This is a genomic window from Calothrix sp. CBUCES-K 9914 (assembly GCF_059640475.1).
This window is the reverse complement of record NZ_JBXXZH010000047.1, coordinates 14,034-30,736: the sequence shown is the minus strand read 5'-3', so window position 1 is coordinate 30,736 and position 16,703 is coordinate 14,034. Positions and strand designations below refer to the sequence as shown.

Sequence of the window (16,703 nt, the reverse complement as noted above, 5' to 3'; positions counted from 1 at the left end):
AAAAAAAATATTTTAATGGTTTGTAAAAACTTATGAGTGGAGATTTAACGCAGCAGTGGTTAGCAGAAATTCAATCTTTGAAGCAACAGCTAGCAGATGCGATGACACGCTGTGATGAAGCGTGGGAAAGTGCTGAAAAATGGCGCCGACTTTATAATACGGAAGCAGAGCAGCGTCGTACTGATGCTCAACTGTTGCAACAAGAAATTGCGTCGCTAAAAGCTGAAATCAAAAAAATGCGGGGTATTGACGAAACGATACTCCCTGATGCGGATGTGAATACAGCTATTCAAGCCGAAATTAATCAAATTGACTCCGTGCAGGAATTACAAGCCAAACTCATCGAAGCGACAAAAGAACGCGCTTCGCTTTTACTTGCTTTAAAAACTGAGCAGGAAAGTCATGCTCAAACCCGTAAAAGTCTTACAACTGCTCTGGGTGATGCTATAGACAGCTTGACACAAATACGTTCAAAAAGCTAAATAGCTCATAATACCATAGTTACGGGTTGTGTAAATCAAATTTATACGTTCTTTATGTTAGTTAGGCGCCGTTACTGGGAAATATTTAAGTATAAGCACTCGTTTTTATTTAAAGAGAGTATTAGCTGTTCCCAGCACGGAGACTATTTTCTATGCCTACTAAAAAGAAAATATCTAAAGTTGTTCTTTTCAAGAGAATAAGAGCATTAGTTATCTTGGCTACACTATCTATGTTTGGATTTAATGCCTGCAACTCCAAGTCACCAGAGGCAAAACTTGTACTGCGTAATGACTCGGAGAAAACAATCAATTTTATGAAAATTCAGGTAGCTGGTAAAAACTTTGAGGAAAGAGACATGTTACCAGGTACAGAGCGAATGTGGCAATTCAAGCCTAACCGCGAAGATTCTTTTGCTGTTAATGGAAGGTTTGACACCGATGGTGTTCCCATTCAAGCTGACTCGTTAGGTCGCACCAACAACACAGATACTAGAGAACACCATTTAACAATCAAAGAAGACGGCAAAGTCTCTTATAGTAGCCCCAAGTAGGGTGTGTGACGCCAATAACAATTTTGAAACGAAGCAGCAGTCCAGTAGCGTCACGTACCAAACCATCCAAAGCACCAAATTATATTTCGGTGCGTTACGCTACAAGATTGTTGGCTTCGTTTCAAAATTTTTGTAGCGTAACGCACCCTACATTCCCATTGCTTCAGCGACAGCTTTAACTTCGGGGAGAATTCCTTGTTTGAATTGACTCTTGCTATGTTTAATTGCAGTGTCCGGGTCTTTTAAACCGTTTCCTGTTAATACACATACTACAGTGGCGCCAGTTGGAATTTGGTCTTTTACTTTTAACATTCCAGCTACTGATGCTGCACTCGCAGGTTCACAGAAAATTCCTTCATCCGAAGCCAACAGTCGATATGCTTCAAGAATTTCATCGTCGGTGACTGCGTTAAATTCACCTGTACTAGCCGATTGTGCTGCTACTGCTTTTTCCCAACTTGCTGGGTTTCCAATTCTAATTGCTGTAGCGATTGTTTCTGGATGCGCTACGGGTTGACCGTTTACTAAGGGAGCGGCGCCTGCTGCTTGAAATCCCATCATACGCGGTAGGCGCCCACATTTTCCTGCTTGGTGATATTCGCAAAATCCCATCCAGTACGCTGTAATGTTACCTGCATTACCTACAGGAATACACAACCAATCTGGTGCGTCTCCCAAAACATCGACGACCTCAAAGGCGCCTGTTTTTTGACCTTCTAGACGATATGGGTTGACTGAGTTAACTAGTGTTACTGGATAAGTTTCCGCCATCTCCCGTACTATTTCTAACGCGCGGTCAAAGTTCCCTTTAATTGCTAATACTTCTGCACCATATAGTAATGCTTGTGCCAATTTGCCAAGTGCAACGTAACCATCAGGAATTAAAACGAAAGGACGCATTCCACCACGTCGTGCATAAGCTGCGGCAGCGGCTGAAGTATTACCTGTGCTGGCACAAATTACTGCTTTTGCCCCTGCTTCTTTGGCTTTTGAAATTGCCATCGTCATTCCCCGGTCTTTAAAACTTCCCGTGGGGTTAAGACCGTCATACTTTACAAATACCCGCACCTGTTTACCAATGCGTTGAGCAATGGATGGTACAGGAATTAACGGTGTGTTACCCTCGTACAGCGTCACAACCGGAGTTTTTTCGCTAACGGGTAGATACTGACGATAGGTTTCGATTAGTCCAAGCCAGGGTTGGCAGTTAGATTTGACAGTAGGCAGGGTTAAAGTCACGGTATGTACGATTCAACTGCGAAATATGAGTTTACTCAACTATTTAATATACACAAAGTACGCGCGAGTCACATTTTTTGCGACTATGGGTAAAAATACTCTCCCTAGGGAAGATATTTTTGCAGCACTACTTTTGACATAATACTAAAGGTGAATTTTGCTAGCCATAATCTTTATCGTAGGGTGTAACGCAATGAATTATAAAAAATCTTTAGAAAAAATAATAAAGCCCTTACGGAACTGTGGGCTGTGATTTGTAGTCTTTTAGATATCTAGACAGTAATCATTAGGACTATTTATACCAAGTATAGAATATCTTAATGATTATTAAATTAACACTATTATAATATTTCTAATGGTGTGAGTTGCTTTGAGGATTAAATGTACTATGTCTACGTCAACAATTTCAGATTCTAGCCGTTTGGCTTCCACTTTAAACAAGACCTTTTATCAGGTAGACCAGCAAGTAAAATTTATGCACTTACAAGCTGAAGTTGACTGTCTGCTTCAAGAGTTGCAAAATCTGAAGGCGCAAAAGCCATCATCTGAGAAGGGCGAATAGGTGCCTTTCTGGAGGTCATTAATCTTGGTTTACTACTCGAAGCGTTGATTTTTTTGTGACCAGCGCTTCAAAGTGTAGCCATTTGCATTTTGAATTAACAAACTCGGCAAGTTTGTCTGAGTCAAATTGGCTATTGCTGTCAGTGATTGTTCGGCATTTTCACCGAAGTCTGTATAAATTATACTAGCATTATCAGAAAAAATCAGTGTCCTAGGGCGGGAATATTTTTTAGAAGATTGTAGCGATGCGAGAGTTTCTGCTGAAACCGTTAGTACAATTTCTGGTTTGCCGTTACCTGTAATATCAATTTCTTGTATAGGCCACTGTCCTACGTTTTGCCGAATTTGTTGAGTACTGGCATTGTCAGGGCGTTTACTTTTATTGTACGCTTGCACTACTTGCCATACTGATTTGAGGATAGTGTTCGCGCGCGGTGGGTCTTGTGATTGCATTTGTGCAAGTGTAGTTGGATTTGTTTGTACCCATTCGAGCGCTGATGTTGTAGTTGCCAGTGCTTGAGGTCGGTTCTGTAAATTAGATATAGAAACTAAAGTGTCGTTTGGCTGTGCGAGTAAGCGCAATACTCCGTTGTTTAGTTGTGCTGCTTTGATTGTTGCATTTATTGATTGCTGTTCATTGTTTGATTGCCATATGGCTATTTGTAGTAATGCGTCGTTGTCTAATCCTAAAGTTGAACGTAGGAATTTTTCAGGCGCCTTCTGAGGGAGCTTTAAGTTGGTAAACGGTGCATAAAGCCAGTTTTTACCGTCGTGGAATGCAGATACTTTAATTTCATACCATTTAGTGGTGGTGTTGGTGGTACTATCAAACTGTAACCATTCATTGAGTTTGAGTGGTTGATTAAAATTTTGTGCTGAACCAATAATTTTGCTCGTGTGTGTTGCGGTTGGTAGAGACTGAGTAACGGTTTCACCTTTAAGCTGTTTTAGTAGACTTTGAATTTCGGCTATTGTAACTTGCTTATCTTTAAATTGTTCCTTTAGCCAAGAATAAGCGCGCGCGTCTCCATATTGCGTTGCTAAAATCAATGCTCCCCATGCTTGGACTTCCGGACGGTCGGAGTTTACTTGTAAAGCTGCTTCAACACGACTCCACAACCGTCCGCTATCTGCTTTGAGTAAGGCACCAATTTCAAATGAATTTTGTGGTGGTTCAGCTTTGAATAGTTCTAAGGCTTTACCCCAGCGTCCATCAATTAAATTAGCGAGTATTTGTTGACCGGGACTTGCCCAAGTTCTATCTGCCTGAGCTTTACTAATTTGAGAATGTAAACGAATAAGATCAATTTGGGCATCAATTTGAGCTTTTGCAAGTGCTGGAATATTCTTTTTGTTTTTTGTAATAAACTTTAACCAATCGTATGCTGGAGTCCATAAGCCACTACGCGCGATTGAGAGAGCTTTTTCATAGGCAGAATTTTTAAATGCAGGTGGTTTAAGTGTTATTTCATTGAGTTCAATTGGGTTCAGAAAAGTTTTGACTGATTTTGTCTGATAAACTTGTAACTGTGGTTCTAAACCAATTGTTTGATTAATTACTAGTTCTTTATTATTATTGCCCGTGACTTGTTGCCATTGGGGAAGTTCACCTGTGGGGCTTGTCCAAGATATAAGTTGCTGTATATGATAACGATTTGGATTATAATAAAGTATATGACCATAGTTAATATTATAAGTGCCTTCTTGGCGCCGTCCAAGTAGGTAATACCAAATGCCTTCGCTCGTTATGGCGCCGTCTAAGCGTTTAATTTCAGTTATGGGTAAAGAGATGCTTGAACCGGGATTATCGTTTGTAGCATTAACAAGTGGTGCAATTACAAATGATTCTTCGGGGCCTGAAATAGCAACTTGAGTTGTAAGTTGATAGTGTTTTTCAGTAGACTGAAACTCTAAATCATTAGCTTGCTGATAAACTCGAAGCTCGACGATTTCTTGACAGTCTGATTGGCAACTTGTCCGCTGTCTATAAACAGGTAGTAGGAAGGTATCCGCATTATTTAAAGCAAGAGTTTCACCCTTTTGTAATCCCTGTTTACTTAAATCATCTGCAATTTGCGTCCAAGTTTGCGGACTGTCACCTTTACTAAGTTTAATTTGTGCCCACTGCGGTAAAACTTTGTTTATCCAAACGACTTTCTGCGGTTGAAAAATAAATAGAAAACTAATCCATGCAAAACTTATAACTAAACTTGTTATGCCAAGCAACATTAGTACTGCTAGGAATGATGTTAGGCGCCGATTTGGTTTTTTTTGATTTTTATTGTTTTTGATTACACGCTTGATACGTGTGTCTGGAGAAGCCTTTTGTTTCGGCTTTCGCGGTATAGCCATGTTAAGTATCGGTCTTACGTACTGCACTTTTCCTTTTATACTCGGTTGGATGCTAAATGGCTAATAACCCCACCCCTTGCCCCACCTTTTACTGGGGGAGGGAAGGAAGAGAGGGAAAAAGTTAGGTAAATTTTCGCATGTCATTTTTAAAACTTATTGAATAAACTCGTCCGTTGAGTGTGAGTGTGAGTGGTAAACTGATGCGCTTAGAGGATAGAGTTTGTGTTGTTGTCTTGATGTTGCTTGCTGGGGTCTTTAGTACTCCTGGCAAAGCACTATCAAGCAAGTTTTCTCGGTTGGATACTGCTAGTTCAGATAAAGTTCCACAGATTGATTTACAACTAGGTTCACAACAAACTATTGTAAAGGCTGGCGTAAATTTTCAAGACTTGGCTGTAACTTCTCCCCTCTTTGTCGCATCTGTTCCTTCAGCTGAAGACGAAAGTGATTCGGGGATGTCACAAGTAACATCTGTGTCACAGCTTAAGGATGTGCAGCCTACTGACTGGGCATTCCAAGCTTTACAATCGCTTGTTGAACGCTATGGTTGTATTGCGGGATATCCTGATGGCACTTTTAAAGGAAACCGCGCGTTGACTCGGTATGAGTTTGCAGCAGGATTAAGTGCTTGTTTAAATCGTGTTAATGAATTAATTGCAACTGCTACCGAAGATTCTTTTAAACAGGAAGATTTATCGCGTTTAAAAAAATTACAAGAGGAATTTGCTCCTGAGTTAGTGACGTTACGCGGTCGAGTTGATAATTTGGAAGCGCGCGTTGCCGAAGTTGAGGCTAACAGGTTTTCGACGACGACGAAATTATCTGGTTTTAGTATTGTTGGTATTCAAGGTCGGACTAGTAACCGTGCTGATATTGCACCGCGCGATGGTAGAAGGGATACTAAAGACCTTGGTACAAATACGAATGTAATTAATTTTAATCAACTTTATTTAACAACTCAATTTGACCCCCAAAGCTATCTGGTGACAGGAATTGTTGCTGCTAGCGGTGGAACAGACCCACGATTGACTAATGATGTCATTTTGGGCTATGAATTTTCGACAAATAACAATTTTTTACTTAGTGACCTGCATTACCACCGACTGTTGAGCAAGAATTTTGCCATCATGGTTGGTACTACTAACGTCAACATGACGAGTGCATTTCGAGGACCTAACCGTGCAGAAAGTGGTGCTACTGGGCCACTGTCATATTTTGCCCAACGTAACCCAATATTAAATACAGGGTTTGCGTTTCAGGGAGGTTTGGCGTTTGATTGGCAGTTTACCAAGCGCGCGAGTTTGCAGGGAATTTACACGAGTGCTAGAACTGGAAACCCCACCAAGCGTAATGGTTTATTCGATGGTAATACAACGGCGGGATTACAAGTACTAGTTACGCCAGTCGATAGTTTGGATTTGAGTGTGTACTATTTTAATAATTACTCTTCGACTGGGTGTTTAGATAGTCTTGTTGGTGATGATTGTTTAACAGCGGTCAACCCTGCGACTCAAAAACGAGAACCTACAAAAACAAATGCAGTTGGCGCCACTGTTAACTGGCAAATTTCACCAAAATTTACTTTAGGCGCCTGGGGTGGTTATACAAACTCCAATATTCCGGGTCGGTCAGGAAATGTTGAAACAACCAACTGGATGGTGTACTTCAACTTCCCCGACTTATTCCGAAAAGGCAACCTTGGGGGTATTTATGTAGGACAACCACCTAAAATAATTAGTAGTGATTTACCAGTAGGGAATAACGTCCCTGATATTATTAACGGTGGTGCAGGTCGCTCAGGTGGTCAGCCAGGAACTACAACTCAAATTGAGGCGTTTTACCGTTTTCAGGTTACAGATAATATCAGTATTACACCAGGTATTATTCACATTATTGAACCAGGACATACACCGAATAGTGACTCAGTAACAATAGGTGTCCTACGAAGTACGTTTTTGTTTTAACAAGATTCCCGACGATTTTTGTACGTCGGGAGTTTATTTTATATAAATAGTTTTTATATACAGTTTATAAAGCTTTTATTAAAACAGCGCATAAATAGGGATAAAAGATAATACTTGACACTTTATTATTGGACAAAAATAAATAAATAATTCAGTGATACTTCGCTTAAAGAAATTATCCTATTGCAACTACATTGAAGTTAGTCGCGCGGCTTCTATCTTTGGATAATAAATTTTGAACAAAAATATATGCCTGGAAACATTTCTTGTCTGCTATTGGGTGTAGTAGCTGGTTTAACAATGCTTGTAAGTCCTTGCCAAGCGCAAACAACTGTAGATAATACAGATAACTTAAGCAATAACGATGTTTTAAACGCTTCGCAGCCAAATGAAGGTATCGCTGATATCAATAATTCGGCTCAGAAGTCAGTGACTCCTTCAACTGAAGTTAGTCAAGCCTCTGGAGAAACTGCGGCGCCTGCACCTAATCGTCGTATTCCAATACCAAGTCGAATTTTTCCAGCATTGCAACAGTAAGTTTATAATCCTGCACTTCCCCGTTTTGTTCCTTGCTTTTAATATTGATCCCCCCTAACCCCCCTTAATAAGGGGGGAACAAGAGAAGTTTTTAAAGTCCTACTTAATAATAGGGGGAATAAGAAAAGTTCTTAAAGCCCCCCTTATTAAGGGGGGTTGGGGGGATCAAATTCAACCCTGGTTAAATCATAGTTAAAGAGACGTAGAGATTTATTAAAGTATCTCTACGTTTTTTCATGATTAAATATCAGTACATATTTGTTCGTAACGTTTGCCAGCACTTTCCCAGGTGAACTCATTTTCAACGTACTGTCTGGCGTTATAAGATAATTCCGCGCGTAATTGTGGGTTATCAAAAAGTTGGCTAATGGCTTTGACGTACTCCTCTGGTTGGTTCGCGCGTATTGCCCGTAGTGGTACGTCGGGTGCGTTACAAGCTAACCCTTCTAAACCACGGTCAGTTCCTACAACTGGTGTACCTGCTGCCATTGCTTCCAAGGTTTTGTTTTTGATTCCAAATCCGGTTCGCATTGTGACTACACAAACGGTAGCTTGATGTAGATACTCTACCATTGAAGGTACTCGACCTGTAACGTTTACTCCTGGTAGATTTTGAAGTGCTAGTACTTCTGGTGCCGGACGTGAACCGACGATATCAAAAGTTGTCTCTGGGTAAAGTTTTTGGATTTCTGGCAAAACTTCGTTACAAAAGAAGCATACCGCGTCAATGTTCGCTAAATTATCCATTGCGCCTACGAATACTATACGGCGCCCACCTGGGTCTTTAAGACGGTAGGGGAATGATACCAAATCTACGCCATTAGGGATGACGGGAATTTCAGCATCTGGTTTGAATTCAAGAAGTTGAGTTTTGTCTTCTTCGGTAGTAACGACAATATTTGAGAATTTTTGACAGTACTTTTGTTCGTAGCGGCGTAGCAGTGGTAAGTTGATTGCATCGCGGAGTTTATTTTCAGAAATGCCTGTTTCGATTTGATTGCGACAACTACCATATACAGAACTATGGACATTAACAACAGTTTTAACTTTTTGCTGAAAGTGGGGTCTGATATAAATTTCGTTAACGCTGTGTTCGCAGGTGATAACGTCGCATTTCCCTGCTTCTACAAAATTATCAATCCAGTTTTGCATTACTACTGAATATCGATTTAGCACACTAGGGGGAGTTAAACCCGTGATAAAAGTCCCAAATCTTTTTACTTTTCCATATATACCACTCGACTCATCGCGCGGACGGTCGAATACGACTAAGTTATCAACCCGTTCCCTCAAATTAAAAATATCCATGTCACTGACATCAGCTTCGCGTTGCGTCACCATCGTTACCGTATGGCGCCGACTTAGATAATCTAATAAATTAAAGGTTCGCACCTGTGTACCTCCACGGGTGGCAGGGTAAGGAAAGGTCGAGGATAACATTAGTATGTGCATATTAAGTAATTATGCTGACAAGGATTTATGTAAACTATAAGTATAGGATTAACTAGCTTATGGGGTAACGTCATCGCCAATATCCGCAATATTAGAGATACAAATCAAGCACCTATTTTAAAGCATAAAAATTAAATAATGACTTGACTGATACTAAATGCAGTGTTTGAAGAATATAATGGCGCCATGCATGTTATATTCGTAAAAATTTAGGGAAATATATAAATATCTTAAAATATTGGCGCTTATAGTAATTTGATCCCCCCTAGCCCCCCTTAATAAGGGGGGAACAAGATTCAGAGATTTAAAGCCCCCCGAATTCGCGGGGGGTTGGGGGGATTTCTTCCTCTGCGTCTCTGTGGTAAAAAAAAATGCCTAAAATAACCATTACCATTCCCACCTACAACCGTGCCAACCTACTACCTTTCGCCATCGAAAGCGTACTTCAACAAACCTATCAAAACTTTGAACTAATCATTTGTGACGACGGTTCCAGCGACGAAACCCCCAAACTCATGTCGCAATACACCGACAACCGCATCAAATACATCCGTCACCCGCAAAATATCGGTAAAAGCAACAACATGCGCGCGGGTTTTGAAGCAGCAAGAGGGGAATATTTTATTAAATTCGACGACGATGATAAACTTACACCTCAATTCTTAGAACGCACTGCATTTATCTTAGACAACAACCCTTCGGTAGATTTTGTTGGGACAGACCATTGGATAATAAACATCAACAACGAGCGCGACGAAGCCCAAACCAAATATAACTCCCGCATTTGGGGAAGAACTGCCTTAAGAGAAGGAATAGTAGAAAACCTTCTCGAAGTTGTCTTTGTTCAACAGAGCTTTCAAATAGGCGCCACATTATTTCGGCGCCGAGTGTTAACAGAAATGGGTTTCATGCAACCCAACTGGCAGAACTGCGAAGACAACGACCTATTTGTACGGTTAGCATCATCAGGAAAACAAGGGTATTATCTACCTCAACTACTAATGGAATACCGCTGCCACGCCGAACAGCAAAGCAAAGACCGCGCGATTCGTTATCTATCAGATAAAATACAGTATTTGGAAAACTACAAATTTGAATCAGAGAAATTAGAGCGTATTCGTAGAGGGCGCCTGACTGAAACACAGTTATTGTTGGGACTAAGATTGATAGAAAAAGGTGAGACGCAGCAAGGAAGGGAGTTAGTCTTGGCAGGTAAAGCTCACTCACCGACTAAAGCGTGGACAGGTTTGGGTTTGTCGCTGCTACCTGTGGGAATGCGTCCAATGGCGTTTGATGTGGTGCGAAAAGTGGCAACGGATTCTAAACGGATGTAACGGATGGTTTATTTGTTTTTGTTGGCGCCTTTAATTCAGTGCCTTTAATATGGATTGATTTTTATCCTTTACATACGTCATTATATTATATCTTGTAGAGACGCGATTAATCGCGTCTCTACAGCGCAAAAAAGTCTGGAAAATTCAACAAATACGGCAACCGCCCTGTTTCGAGATACTCTTAAACGCTTCTTTATCGAAAGGAATTTTTATGTCCTTAAAACCAAATAAGCCATTATATAGTAAATGACTTTAACTGGCTGAAGTTGGGATGTTCACCTAGTAACATAATAAAAAATCCCACTATTAGTGATTACTAATATACTCAAAGACTAACTATTATAACATCTTGTACTATATTTTTGCCAACAAGTATTTACATCTTACAGCCAATAATCATTGATTCTTTTACTTAATAAATAACTCTAAATAGTTCGAGGTGCATTCCGGCGAGTAAATTAATGAACGCGAAGCTTGGGGAACAAGCTACATCACCAGAACTTCCTCAAAGTAATACAAGTGGAGTTGAGCGCTCCTAAGTACAAACCTAAAATTTTTCTGATTTACCTAGTGGTCAACTGTCTATAGAGACAAATTCTCGCTAAGATGAGAAGTATGTGTAAATTATTGCTTCTTTAGTTAGAGCATTGTCGAGTTCAGTTTAGGTAAGATTACCCGCATGGAAACAAATGAACTAAAGTTTATCCTCAAGTTACTAGGTTGTAGCGATTATCGGTCTAGCTATGGCGCCAGTATATTTAACTCATTTAAGGGTAAAGACAAAATTTGCCTTTCTTTGGGTCAGCGGGAACTTGTAGACTATACTCGTGAAATTGCTACAGTCTACATTTTACCAGCAGGTCAAGCTTTACTAAATCTTGACCCAAAAGAAGTACCGATAACAGAGAAAGAACGTCAGGTTTTAGAGAAAATTAGTAAAGCTTCTGGGAAAATTAGTCCTGGGAAAATAACTTCGCCAAAAGCCAGTGAGCGGGATGAGATATTAAAAACCTTGAGTGATAGGGGTTTGATTGAAACTGAAGAGAAAATCAAGAGGACAAAAGCAGAAGTATGGCTCACAGAACGCGGTATCGCGTATTTGCGAGATGATTATGTACCCAAAGGCGCCGCTAATATCAGCTTAGACTTACTCAATAATTACCTGCGCTTCATGCGAAAAACTGTACGCGGTCATTCAGAGCAGGTATCTCCACCGGCTGAAAATATTACCAATGTTAGCGATGAAGAAATTTTAGAAATCATCCGGAAATTAGACAAAGAGCTTGGTACTGACAATTATTTGCCAATCTTTCACTTGCGGCAAAAGTTACAGCCACCACTAACGCGCGATGAATTAGATAAAGCACTTTATCGTCTGCAAGCAAGCGACCAGATAGAATTAAGTACTTTGCTAGACCCCACAGGTTACAAACCAGAAGAATTTGACGCTGGAATTACTCAAAATATTGGTGGTCCATTGTTCTTTATTGGTGTCTACTAGCTATATAAATAAAATTTTTTTCAACACCCAACATCAGTAAGTGTCCGCACAATTTTAAACTATGGTATCTATCGACGAAATCATTATGCGCGAGGTTAATCCTTTTGACCTTGTGAATACAGTTATAGGTAATTTTTGGAATGATAATCAGGAATCGGCAACAGTCGTTGAGTCAATTCATCAGGAAGTTATTAATGAGATAGAAGGTTATTTAGACCTTGTTGCGATGGATAATCGTAGTCGTACATTGTTACTAATAGGAGACCAAGGTTCCGGTAAAAGTTATCTTTTAGGTAGACTTAAACGAACTTTTAACCCAAAGGCTTTTTTTGCTTATATTGGTCCTTGGGCTGATAATGATTATATCTGGCGTCATGTTTTGCGCTACACGGTTGATAGTTTAATCCAAATTCCCGAAGGTCAAGAAGAATCTCAATTAATTTTGTGGTTAAAAGGGTTATCAGCTTTTACCAAAGGCAATCTTAAAAAACGTATTTTTAATGATAGTATTTGGCAGGTATTATTAAACGACCGTCAAAAGTTTATCAAACATCTTAAAAACACATATAAATTAGCAGGTATATATAATGCTGATACATTTTTTAGTGTTCTTTATGATTTGACAGATCCAGAACTATATCCTTTAGCTTGCGAGTGGTTAAGAGGAGATGATTTAAGCGAAGAGTCAATGCAAGCTCTTAAAGTCAAATCATGTATTGATACAGAAGATGGTGCCAAAAACATTTTAGCTAATTTTGGTAAAATTTCAAAAGAGACGCAACCAATTGTTATTTGTTTTGATCAAGTTGAAACAACACCTAGTTTTGACTCAAATCCTCAACCAATATTTAATATTAATACTACTATTCACAACGATAATCTGAAAAATTTTCTAGTTATCATTACCATAATTAAAGAACATTGGATGCGTGCGAATAAAATGATTCTTCAAGCAGATAAAGCAAGAATTGAGCGCTTGATTACACTTCGACTTATTAATTTAAATCAAGCAGAAGCAATATGGGCTTATCGCTTACAGTCAATACATCAAAATGCTAGTCCTCAACCAGATACACCAATCTTCCCACTAAACAGGAAATTACTAGAAGATACTTATCGTGGCGGAAAAACTTATCCAAGGCAGGCTATTAATTTAGGAAAACTGGAGTATCAAAAATATAAGATTGAGCTGATAGAAGCTGGCAAAAAACCTACTCTCCCAAGACAACCAGGTGAAAAACAGATCATTGAAGTTGAGCCAGATATCTCTACAAAGCCTACAGGCATTACTGTACCTGACCCTAAAACTCAAGCTGAGTTTGAATTAATTTGGCAAAAGGAACTTAAAAAAACTCAAGGTAGTATTAATAAAGTCACTTTTTTAGCTGCAAATCAATTAATACAGACGTTACAGCTATCATTAGAAGCTTTGCAAATGCAATCTGTTAAGACTAAGTTACTGAGTGGCAAATATGCAAGTTACTCTTTAAGTTATCAACACTATAAGATTGGGAAAATAGGAGTAATTTGGACAGAAGAGGTTAATATGACAAGCTTTTTCAACATTATGAATGCTACTTATAAAGTCATTCAACAAAATCTCTGTCGAAAAGTATATTTGATTAGGATGGCTGGTGTTGGAGATGCAAAGCTTAAAGGTAATCAATTATATCAGCAAATTTTCAAAGGTACTAAAAATATCCACATTAAACCTAATTTACAATCTGTTCATATTCTTGCCACATATCAGACCTTGGTAAACTCTTGTATCAGTCAAGAATTAGATGTTGCTGGTAAGACTATTAATGTATCGGAATTACAATCTTTAATTCGTGAATCGAAAATTCTAGAAAAGTGTACCTTATTACAATATTTAGAACTTGTTCCTAAAGTTGAACCAAAACCAGATAGAAAACCAGATTTAAGACCTGTTCAAGATTTTATGCTAAATCTTGTAACAACTCAAAACTTTATGGGAATTCCAACTTTACTGTCGCAAGCTAGTAGTCAGTTTCCTGATGTTAGCGATAAGGATGTCAAGCTTTTGCTTAATTCATTGTGCGATGATAATCAACTTAAAGTTATGAATCCAAAGGCAAAGCCTGAAGAACAATTAGTTTGTTTAGTTGCTAAATAAATTTGACAATGGGATAACTACTATTAATTCATGGAATATTTAACAGAGAATCAAATAATAATAATAAAGATTAATGAGCTTACTTTTGCTAAAACACTGTGGTTAGATACAGAAGTTGCTGACTGGAGTACTAATTACCCTAGGCTTTCTCTTATACAAGTTTTAATTAACCATACTGACACGGCAAGTCAGTCTGTGTATATTTTAGATGTGTTGGATAAACATGATTTGGCTTCTTACTTTATTCAGAAAATCATGGTTAATCCTCAAATCGAAAAAGTCTTTCATAATGCTAATTTTGATTTAAAGTATCTTGGTGGTAAGTCGGCTCAGAATGTTACTTGTACTCTTAAAATAGCTCAGAAAATTAGTAAAAATGTTTTAGGTACTTCTAATTTACAGTTGAAAACCTTAGCTACTGAGTTATGTAAGTTTTCAGATGTAGATAAAGAAGAGCAAGCAAGCGACTGGGGACGGCGCCCACTTACTCAAAAGCAGCTACAATATGCTGCTATGGATACGGTTTATTTAGCTGCTGTACATCAGGCTTTATTAAAATTTTCTAAGTCTAATATAGTAAATTCTATTTTTGATATGGCACCTTCAAAGAAGTCAGCAGAAAAGCCGCAATCTTTGTCTTCAACACCTACTAAGTTACGAACAGCGTTTGAATGCCCTCGCTTATTTTATTTAAAAGAGCATTTTGGAGGTAATACTTTATTTTTACCAACTGAGAACAATATTGGTATTGGTAAAATTTTTCATGATTTAGCAGATGAGCTTATTAATTTATTAACTAATAAACCAGAATTGACAGAGATATTTAAACCTGTTGCATCAGAGTTAGTTGTAGAGGAAGTAGCTTCTAGTATACAACAGCTTTATTACAATAAAATATTTTATTCTTATTTACAACAGTCAATAAATAAAGATTCTAATCTAGCCCAACCACTATTTAAGGTTTGGCAAGGGTTACAAGGATTAATCCGACACTTTGCAGAACTGCTGGTAATTAATCGACGTTATTGTAATGCTGAAAGTGTTATTAGTGAAACTTTTATTTCTGAAGACCGTAAGTTAGAGCATTACTTCAATTTACCTAATAATTCGCAACAAAGAGTTGCAGGTAGATTTGATTGCTTAGTTTTTAATTTTGAAACTAAGCATTTATGTGTGATTGAATTTAAAACTTATCAACCTGTAGACCCATCAGCGCAATTGGCACAAGTTGCTGTTTATAGTTATATGATGTGGCAAAAGAAAAAGGCGCCTGTTGATTCGGCGGTTTACTGTGTTTTGTCAGAGTTTAAAGAATATCAGTACCCTTGGGAACAGTTAGAGAACACTGTTCATCAGTTAATTCCCTACAAGTTACAACAAATGCAAGAATGGTTAGCTTGGGAACCACCATCACCAAATCCACCCCCAGCTACTACCCAGCCATATTTGTGTAAAATTTGCCCGCAGCAGCAAAAGTGTCAAAGTTATTTTGCTGTTGGTAGCAGTGAATATAAAGATGATCAGAATATAGGAGATGGACAGGATAATAAGGATGAGCAATTTGATGTAATTGGAGAAAGTTTAGTTACTACATTGGAATCTTTTGGTATTGGTGTAGATTTTCAAGGTGTGGCTGTGGCGCCTGCTTTTATTCGCGTGAAGTTAAAGCCTTATCTTGGTGTAAAAGTTAACACATTGCTTAAATTATCTGCGGATTTGCAAGTACAAATGGGTTTAGCAAGTCCACCTTTAATTGCTCCTCAAGCTGGCTATGTCAGTATTGATTTGCCTCGTACACCAAGACAAGTTGCTAAATTTAAAGATTATGTCGAGTCGCAAATTTTACCAGCAAACGCAGCGGTGAAAATTGCAATCGGGGTAGATTTAGAAGGAAAATTGCTAAAAGCTGATTTATCAGACCCTAATACATGTCACTTTTTAGTTGGTGGCACAACTGGCAGTGGCAAGAGTGAATTTTTACGCGCGCTTCTTCTTAGTCTCCTAGTTCGTCATTCTCCACAACATTTGAAAATTGTCCTAGTTGACCCTAAACGTGTGACTTTTCCTGAGTTTGAGGGGATAAAGTGGTTGTACTCTCCAGTTGTTAAAGATGGTGAAACCGCTATCGAATTGATGGAAAGTCTAGTTGGGGAGATGGAAAAACGTTATAAGCTGTTTGAAAAAACAGGATGTAATGATTTAATTAGCTATAACCAGCGTTCTCAAACACCGTTACCGCGTATAGTTTGTATTTTTGACGAATACGCTGATTTTATGGCAGAAAAAGAACTTCGCAAAGCTTTAGAACAAAGTATCAAACGTTTGGGAGCAATGGCAAGAGCTGCTGGAATTCATCTTATTATTGCTACTCAGCGTCCCGAAGCAGGTGTTGTAACTCCAATTATTCGTTCAAATTTACCAGGCAGAGTAGCTTTGAAAACCGCAAGTGAAGCTGACTCGATGATTATTCTTGGTGGAAAACAAAATTCCGCAGCGTACTTATTAGGAAAAGGTGATTTGCTTTACCAAACAGGCGCCTATTTACACCGTTTACAAAGTTTGTTTGCCACAAGTATACAGCTTAACAACTAAG

General features: G+C 38.7%; 12 protein-coding genes. 9 read left to right on the top strand and 3 right to left on the bottom strand.

The annotated features are described in order from the left end of the window. The first annotated feature begins 32 nt into the window (after window positions 1–32). A complete protein-coding gene (locus tag AC2JBO_RS13355; RefSeq protein WP_496954142.1) occupies window positions 33–482 on the top strand; it encodes a hypothetical protein in 450 nt (149 codons plus the stop codon). A gap of 152 nt (window positions 483–634) precedes the next feature. Continuing rightward, on the top strand, window positions 635–1,033 hold the full coding sequence (locus AC2JBO_RS13350; protein WP_496954141.1) for a hypothetical protein: 399 nt from the start codon (window positions 635–637) through the stop codon (window positions 1,031–1,033). A 147-nt stretch (window positions 1,034–1,180) separates the two neighbouring features. Here AC2JBO_RS13350 and thrC read toward each other — a convergent pair whose 3' ends face one another. Continuing rightward, window positions 1,181–2,272, bottom strand: a complete 1,092-nt coding sequence (thrC, locus tag AC2JBO_RS13345) for a threonine synthase (RefSeq protein WP_496954140.1) — start codon at window positions 2,270–2,272, stop codon at window positions 1,181–1,183. 388 nt (window positions 2,273–2,660) lie between these two features. Between thrC and AC2JBO_RS13340 the strand changes: the two genes are divergently transcribed. Further along, the gene (locus AC2JBO_RS13340) at window positions 2,661–2,834 is read left to right on the top strand and encodes a hypothetical protein (RefSeq protein WP_496954139.1); all 174 of its coding nucleotides are present in this window, start codon (window positions 2,661–2,663) and stop codon (window positions 2,832–2,834) included. 32 nt (window positions 2,835–2,866) lie between these two features. Here AC2JBO_RS13340 and AC2JBO_RS13335 read toward each other — a convergent pair whose 3' ends face one another. Further along, window positions 2,867–5,185: a hypothetical protein gene (locus tag AC2JBO_RS13335; protein WP_496954138.1), complete on the bottom strand. Its 2,319-nt coding sequence runs from the start codon at window positions 5,183–5,185 to the stop codon at window positions 2,867–2,869. 200 nt (window positions 5,186–5,385) lie between these two features. On the opposite strand from AC2JBO_RS13335, the gene AC2JBO_RS13330 reads away from it, so the two are divergent. Both AC2JBO_RS13330 and AC2JBO_RS13325 read left to right on the top strand, forming a co-directional pair. Continuing rightward, window positions 5,386–7,149, top strand: a complete 1,764-nt coding sequence (locus AC2JBO_RS13330; RefSeq protein WP_496954157.1) for an iron uptake porin — start codon at window positions 5,386–5,388, stop codon at window positions 7,147–7,149. 249 nt (window positions 7,150–7,398) lie between these two features. Next, complete coding sequence (locus tag AC2JBO_RS13325) at window positions 7,399–7,686, top strand: hypothetical protein (protein WP_496954137.1); 288 nt, start codon at window positions 7,399–7,401, stop codon at window positions 7,684–7,686. Window positions 7,687–7,926: 240 nt separating this feature from the next. Here the strand turns inward: AC2JBO_RS13325 and AC2JBO_RS13320 are convergent, their stop codons facing one another. Further along, complete coding sequence (locus AC2JBO_RS13320; RefSeq protein ID WP_496954136.1) at window positions 7,927–9,138, bottom strand: glycosyltransferase family 4 protein; 1,212 nt, start codon at window positions 9,136–9,138, stop codon at window positions 7,927–7,929. Between the two features lie 371 nt (window positions 9,139–9,509). Between AC2JBO_RS13320 and AC2JBO_RS13315 the strand changes: the two genes are divergently transcribed. The 4 genes from AC2JBO_RS13315 (at window position 9,510) to AC2JBO_RS13300 (ending at window position 16,702) form a co-directional block, all read left to right on the top strand. Further along, window positions 9,510–10,472 (top strand): glycosyltransferase family 2 protein, encoded by a 963-nt coding sequence (locus AC2JBO_RS13315; RefSeq protein WP_496954135.1) that lies wholly within the window; start codon window positions 9,510–9,512, stop codon window positions 10,470–10,472. A 679-nt stretch (window positions 10,473–11,151) separates the two neighbouring features. Then, complete coding sequence (locus tag AC2JBO_RS13310) at window positions 11,152–11,973, top strand: transcription factor RcaD (protein ID WP_496954134.1); 822 nt, start codon at window positions 11,152–11,154, stop codon at window positions 11,971–11,973. A gap of 61 nt (window positions 11,974–12,034) precedes the next feature. After that, window positions 12,035–14,110 (top strand): ATP-binding protein, encoded by a 2,076-nt coding sequence (locus tag AC2JBO_RS13305; protein WP_496954133.1) that lies wholly within the window; start codon window positions 12,035–12,037, stop codon window positions 14,108–14,110. Window positions 14,111–14,140: 30 nt separating this feature from the next. After that, on the top strand, window positions 14,141–16,702 hold the full coding sequence (locus AC2JBO_RS13300) for a DNA translocase FtsK (RefSeq protein ID WP_496954132.1): 2,562 nt from the start codon (window positions 14,141–14,143) through the stop codon (window positions 16,700–16,702). The last annotated feature ends 1 nt before the right edge of the window (window position 16,703 follow it).

Excerpts from the sequence above, each read along its gene's own strand:
- AC2JBO_RS13300 (WP_496954132.1), top strand. The coding sequence starts at position 14,141 with ATGGAATATTTAACAGAGAATCAAATAATAATAATAAAGATTAATGAG.
- AC2JBO_RS13320 (WP_496954136.1), bottom strand. The coding sequence starts at position 9,138 with ATGCACATACTAATGTTATCCTCGACCTTTCCTTACCCTGCCACCCGT.
- AC2JBO_RS13310 (WP_496954134.1), top strand. The coding sequence starts at position 11,152 with ATGGAAACAAATGAACTAAAGTTTATCCTCAAGTTACTAGGTTGTAGC.
- AC2JBO_RS13305 (WP_496954133.1), top strand. The coding sequence starts at position 12,035 with ATGGTATCTATCGACGAAATCATTATGCGCGAGGTTAATCCTTTTGAC.
- AC2JBO_RS13355 (WP_496954142.1), top strand. The coding sequence starts at position 33 with ATGAGTGGAGATTTAACGCAGCAGTGGTTAGCAGAAATTCAATCTTTG.
- AC2JBO_RS13340 (WP_496954139.1), top strand. The coding sequence starts at position 2,661 with ATGTCTACGTCAACAATTTCAGATTCTAGCCGTTTGGCTTCCACTTTA.
- AC2JBO_RS13315 (WP_496954135.1), top strand. The coding sequence starts at position 9,510 with ATGCCTAAAATAACCATTACCATTCCCACCTACAACCGTGCCAACCTA.
- AC2JBO_RS13330 (WP_496954157.1), top strand. The coding sequence starts at position 5,386 with ATGCGCTTAGAGGATAGAGTTTGTGTTGTTGTCTTGATGTTGCTTGCT.
- AC2JBO_RS13325 (WP_496954137.1), top strand. The coding sequence starts at position 7,399 with ATGCCTGGAAACATTTCTTGTCTGCTATTGGGTGTAGTAGCTGGTTTA.
- AC2JBO_RS13350 (WP_496954141.1), top strand. The coding sequence starts at position 635 with ATGCCTACTAAAAAGAAAATATCTAAAGTTGTTCTTTTCAAGAGAATA.
- AC2JBO_RS13335 (WP_496954138.1), bottom strand. The coding sequence starts at position 5,185 with ATGGCTATACCGCGAAAGCCGAAACAAAAGGCTTCTCCAGACACACGT.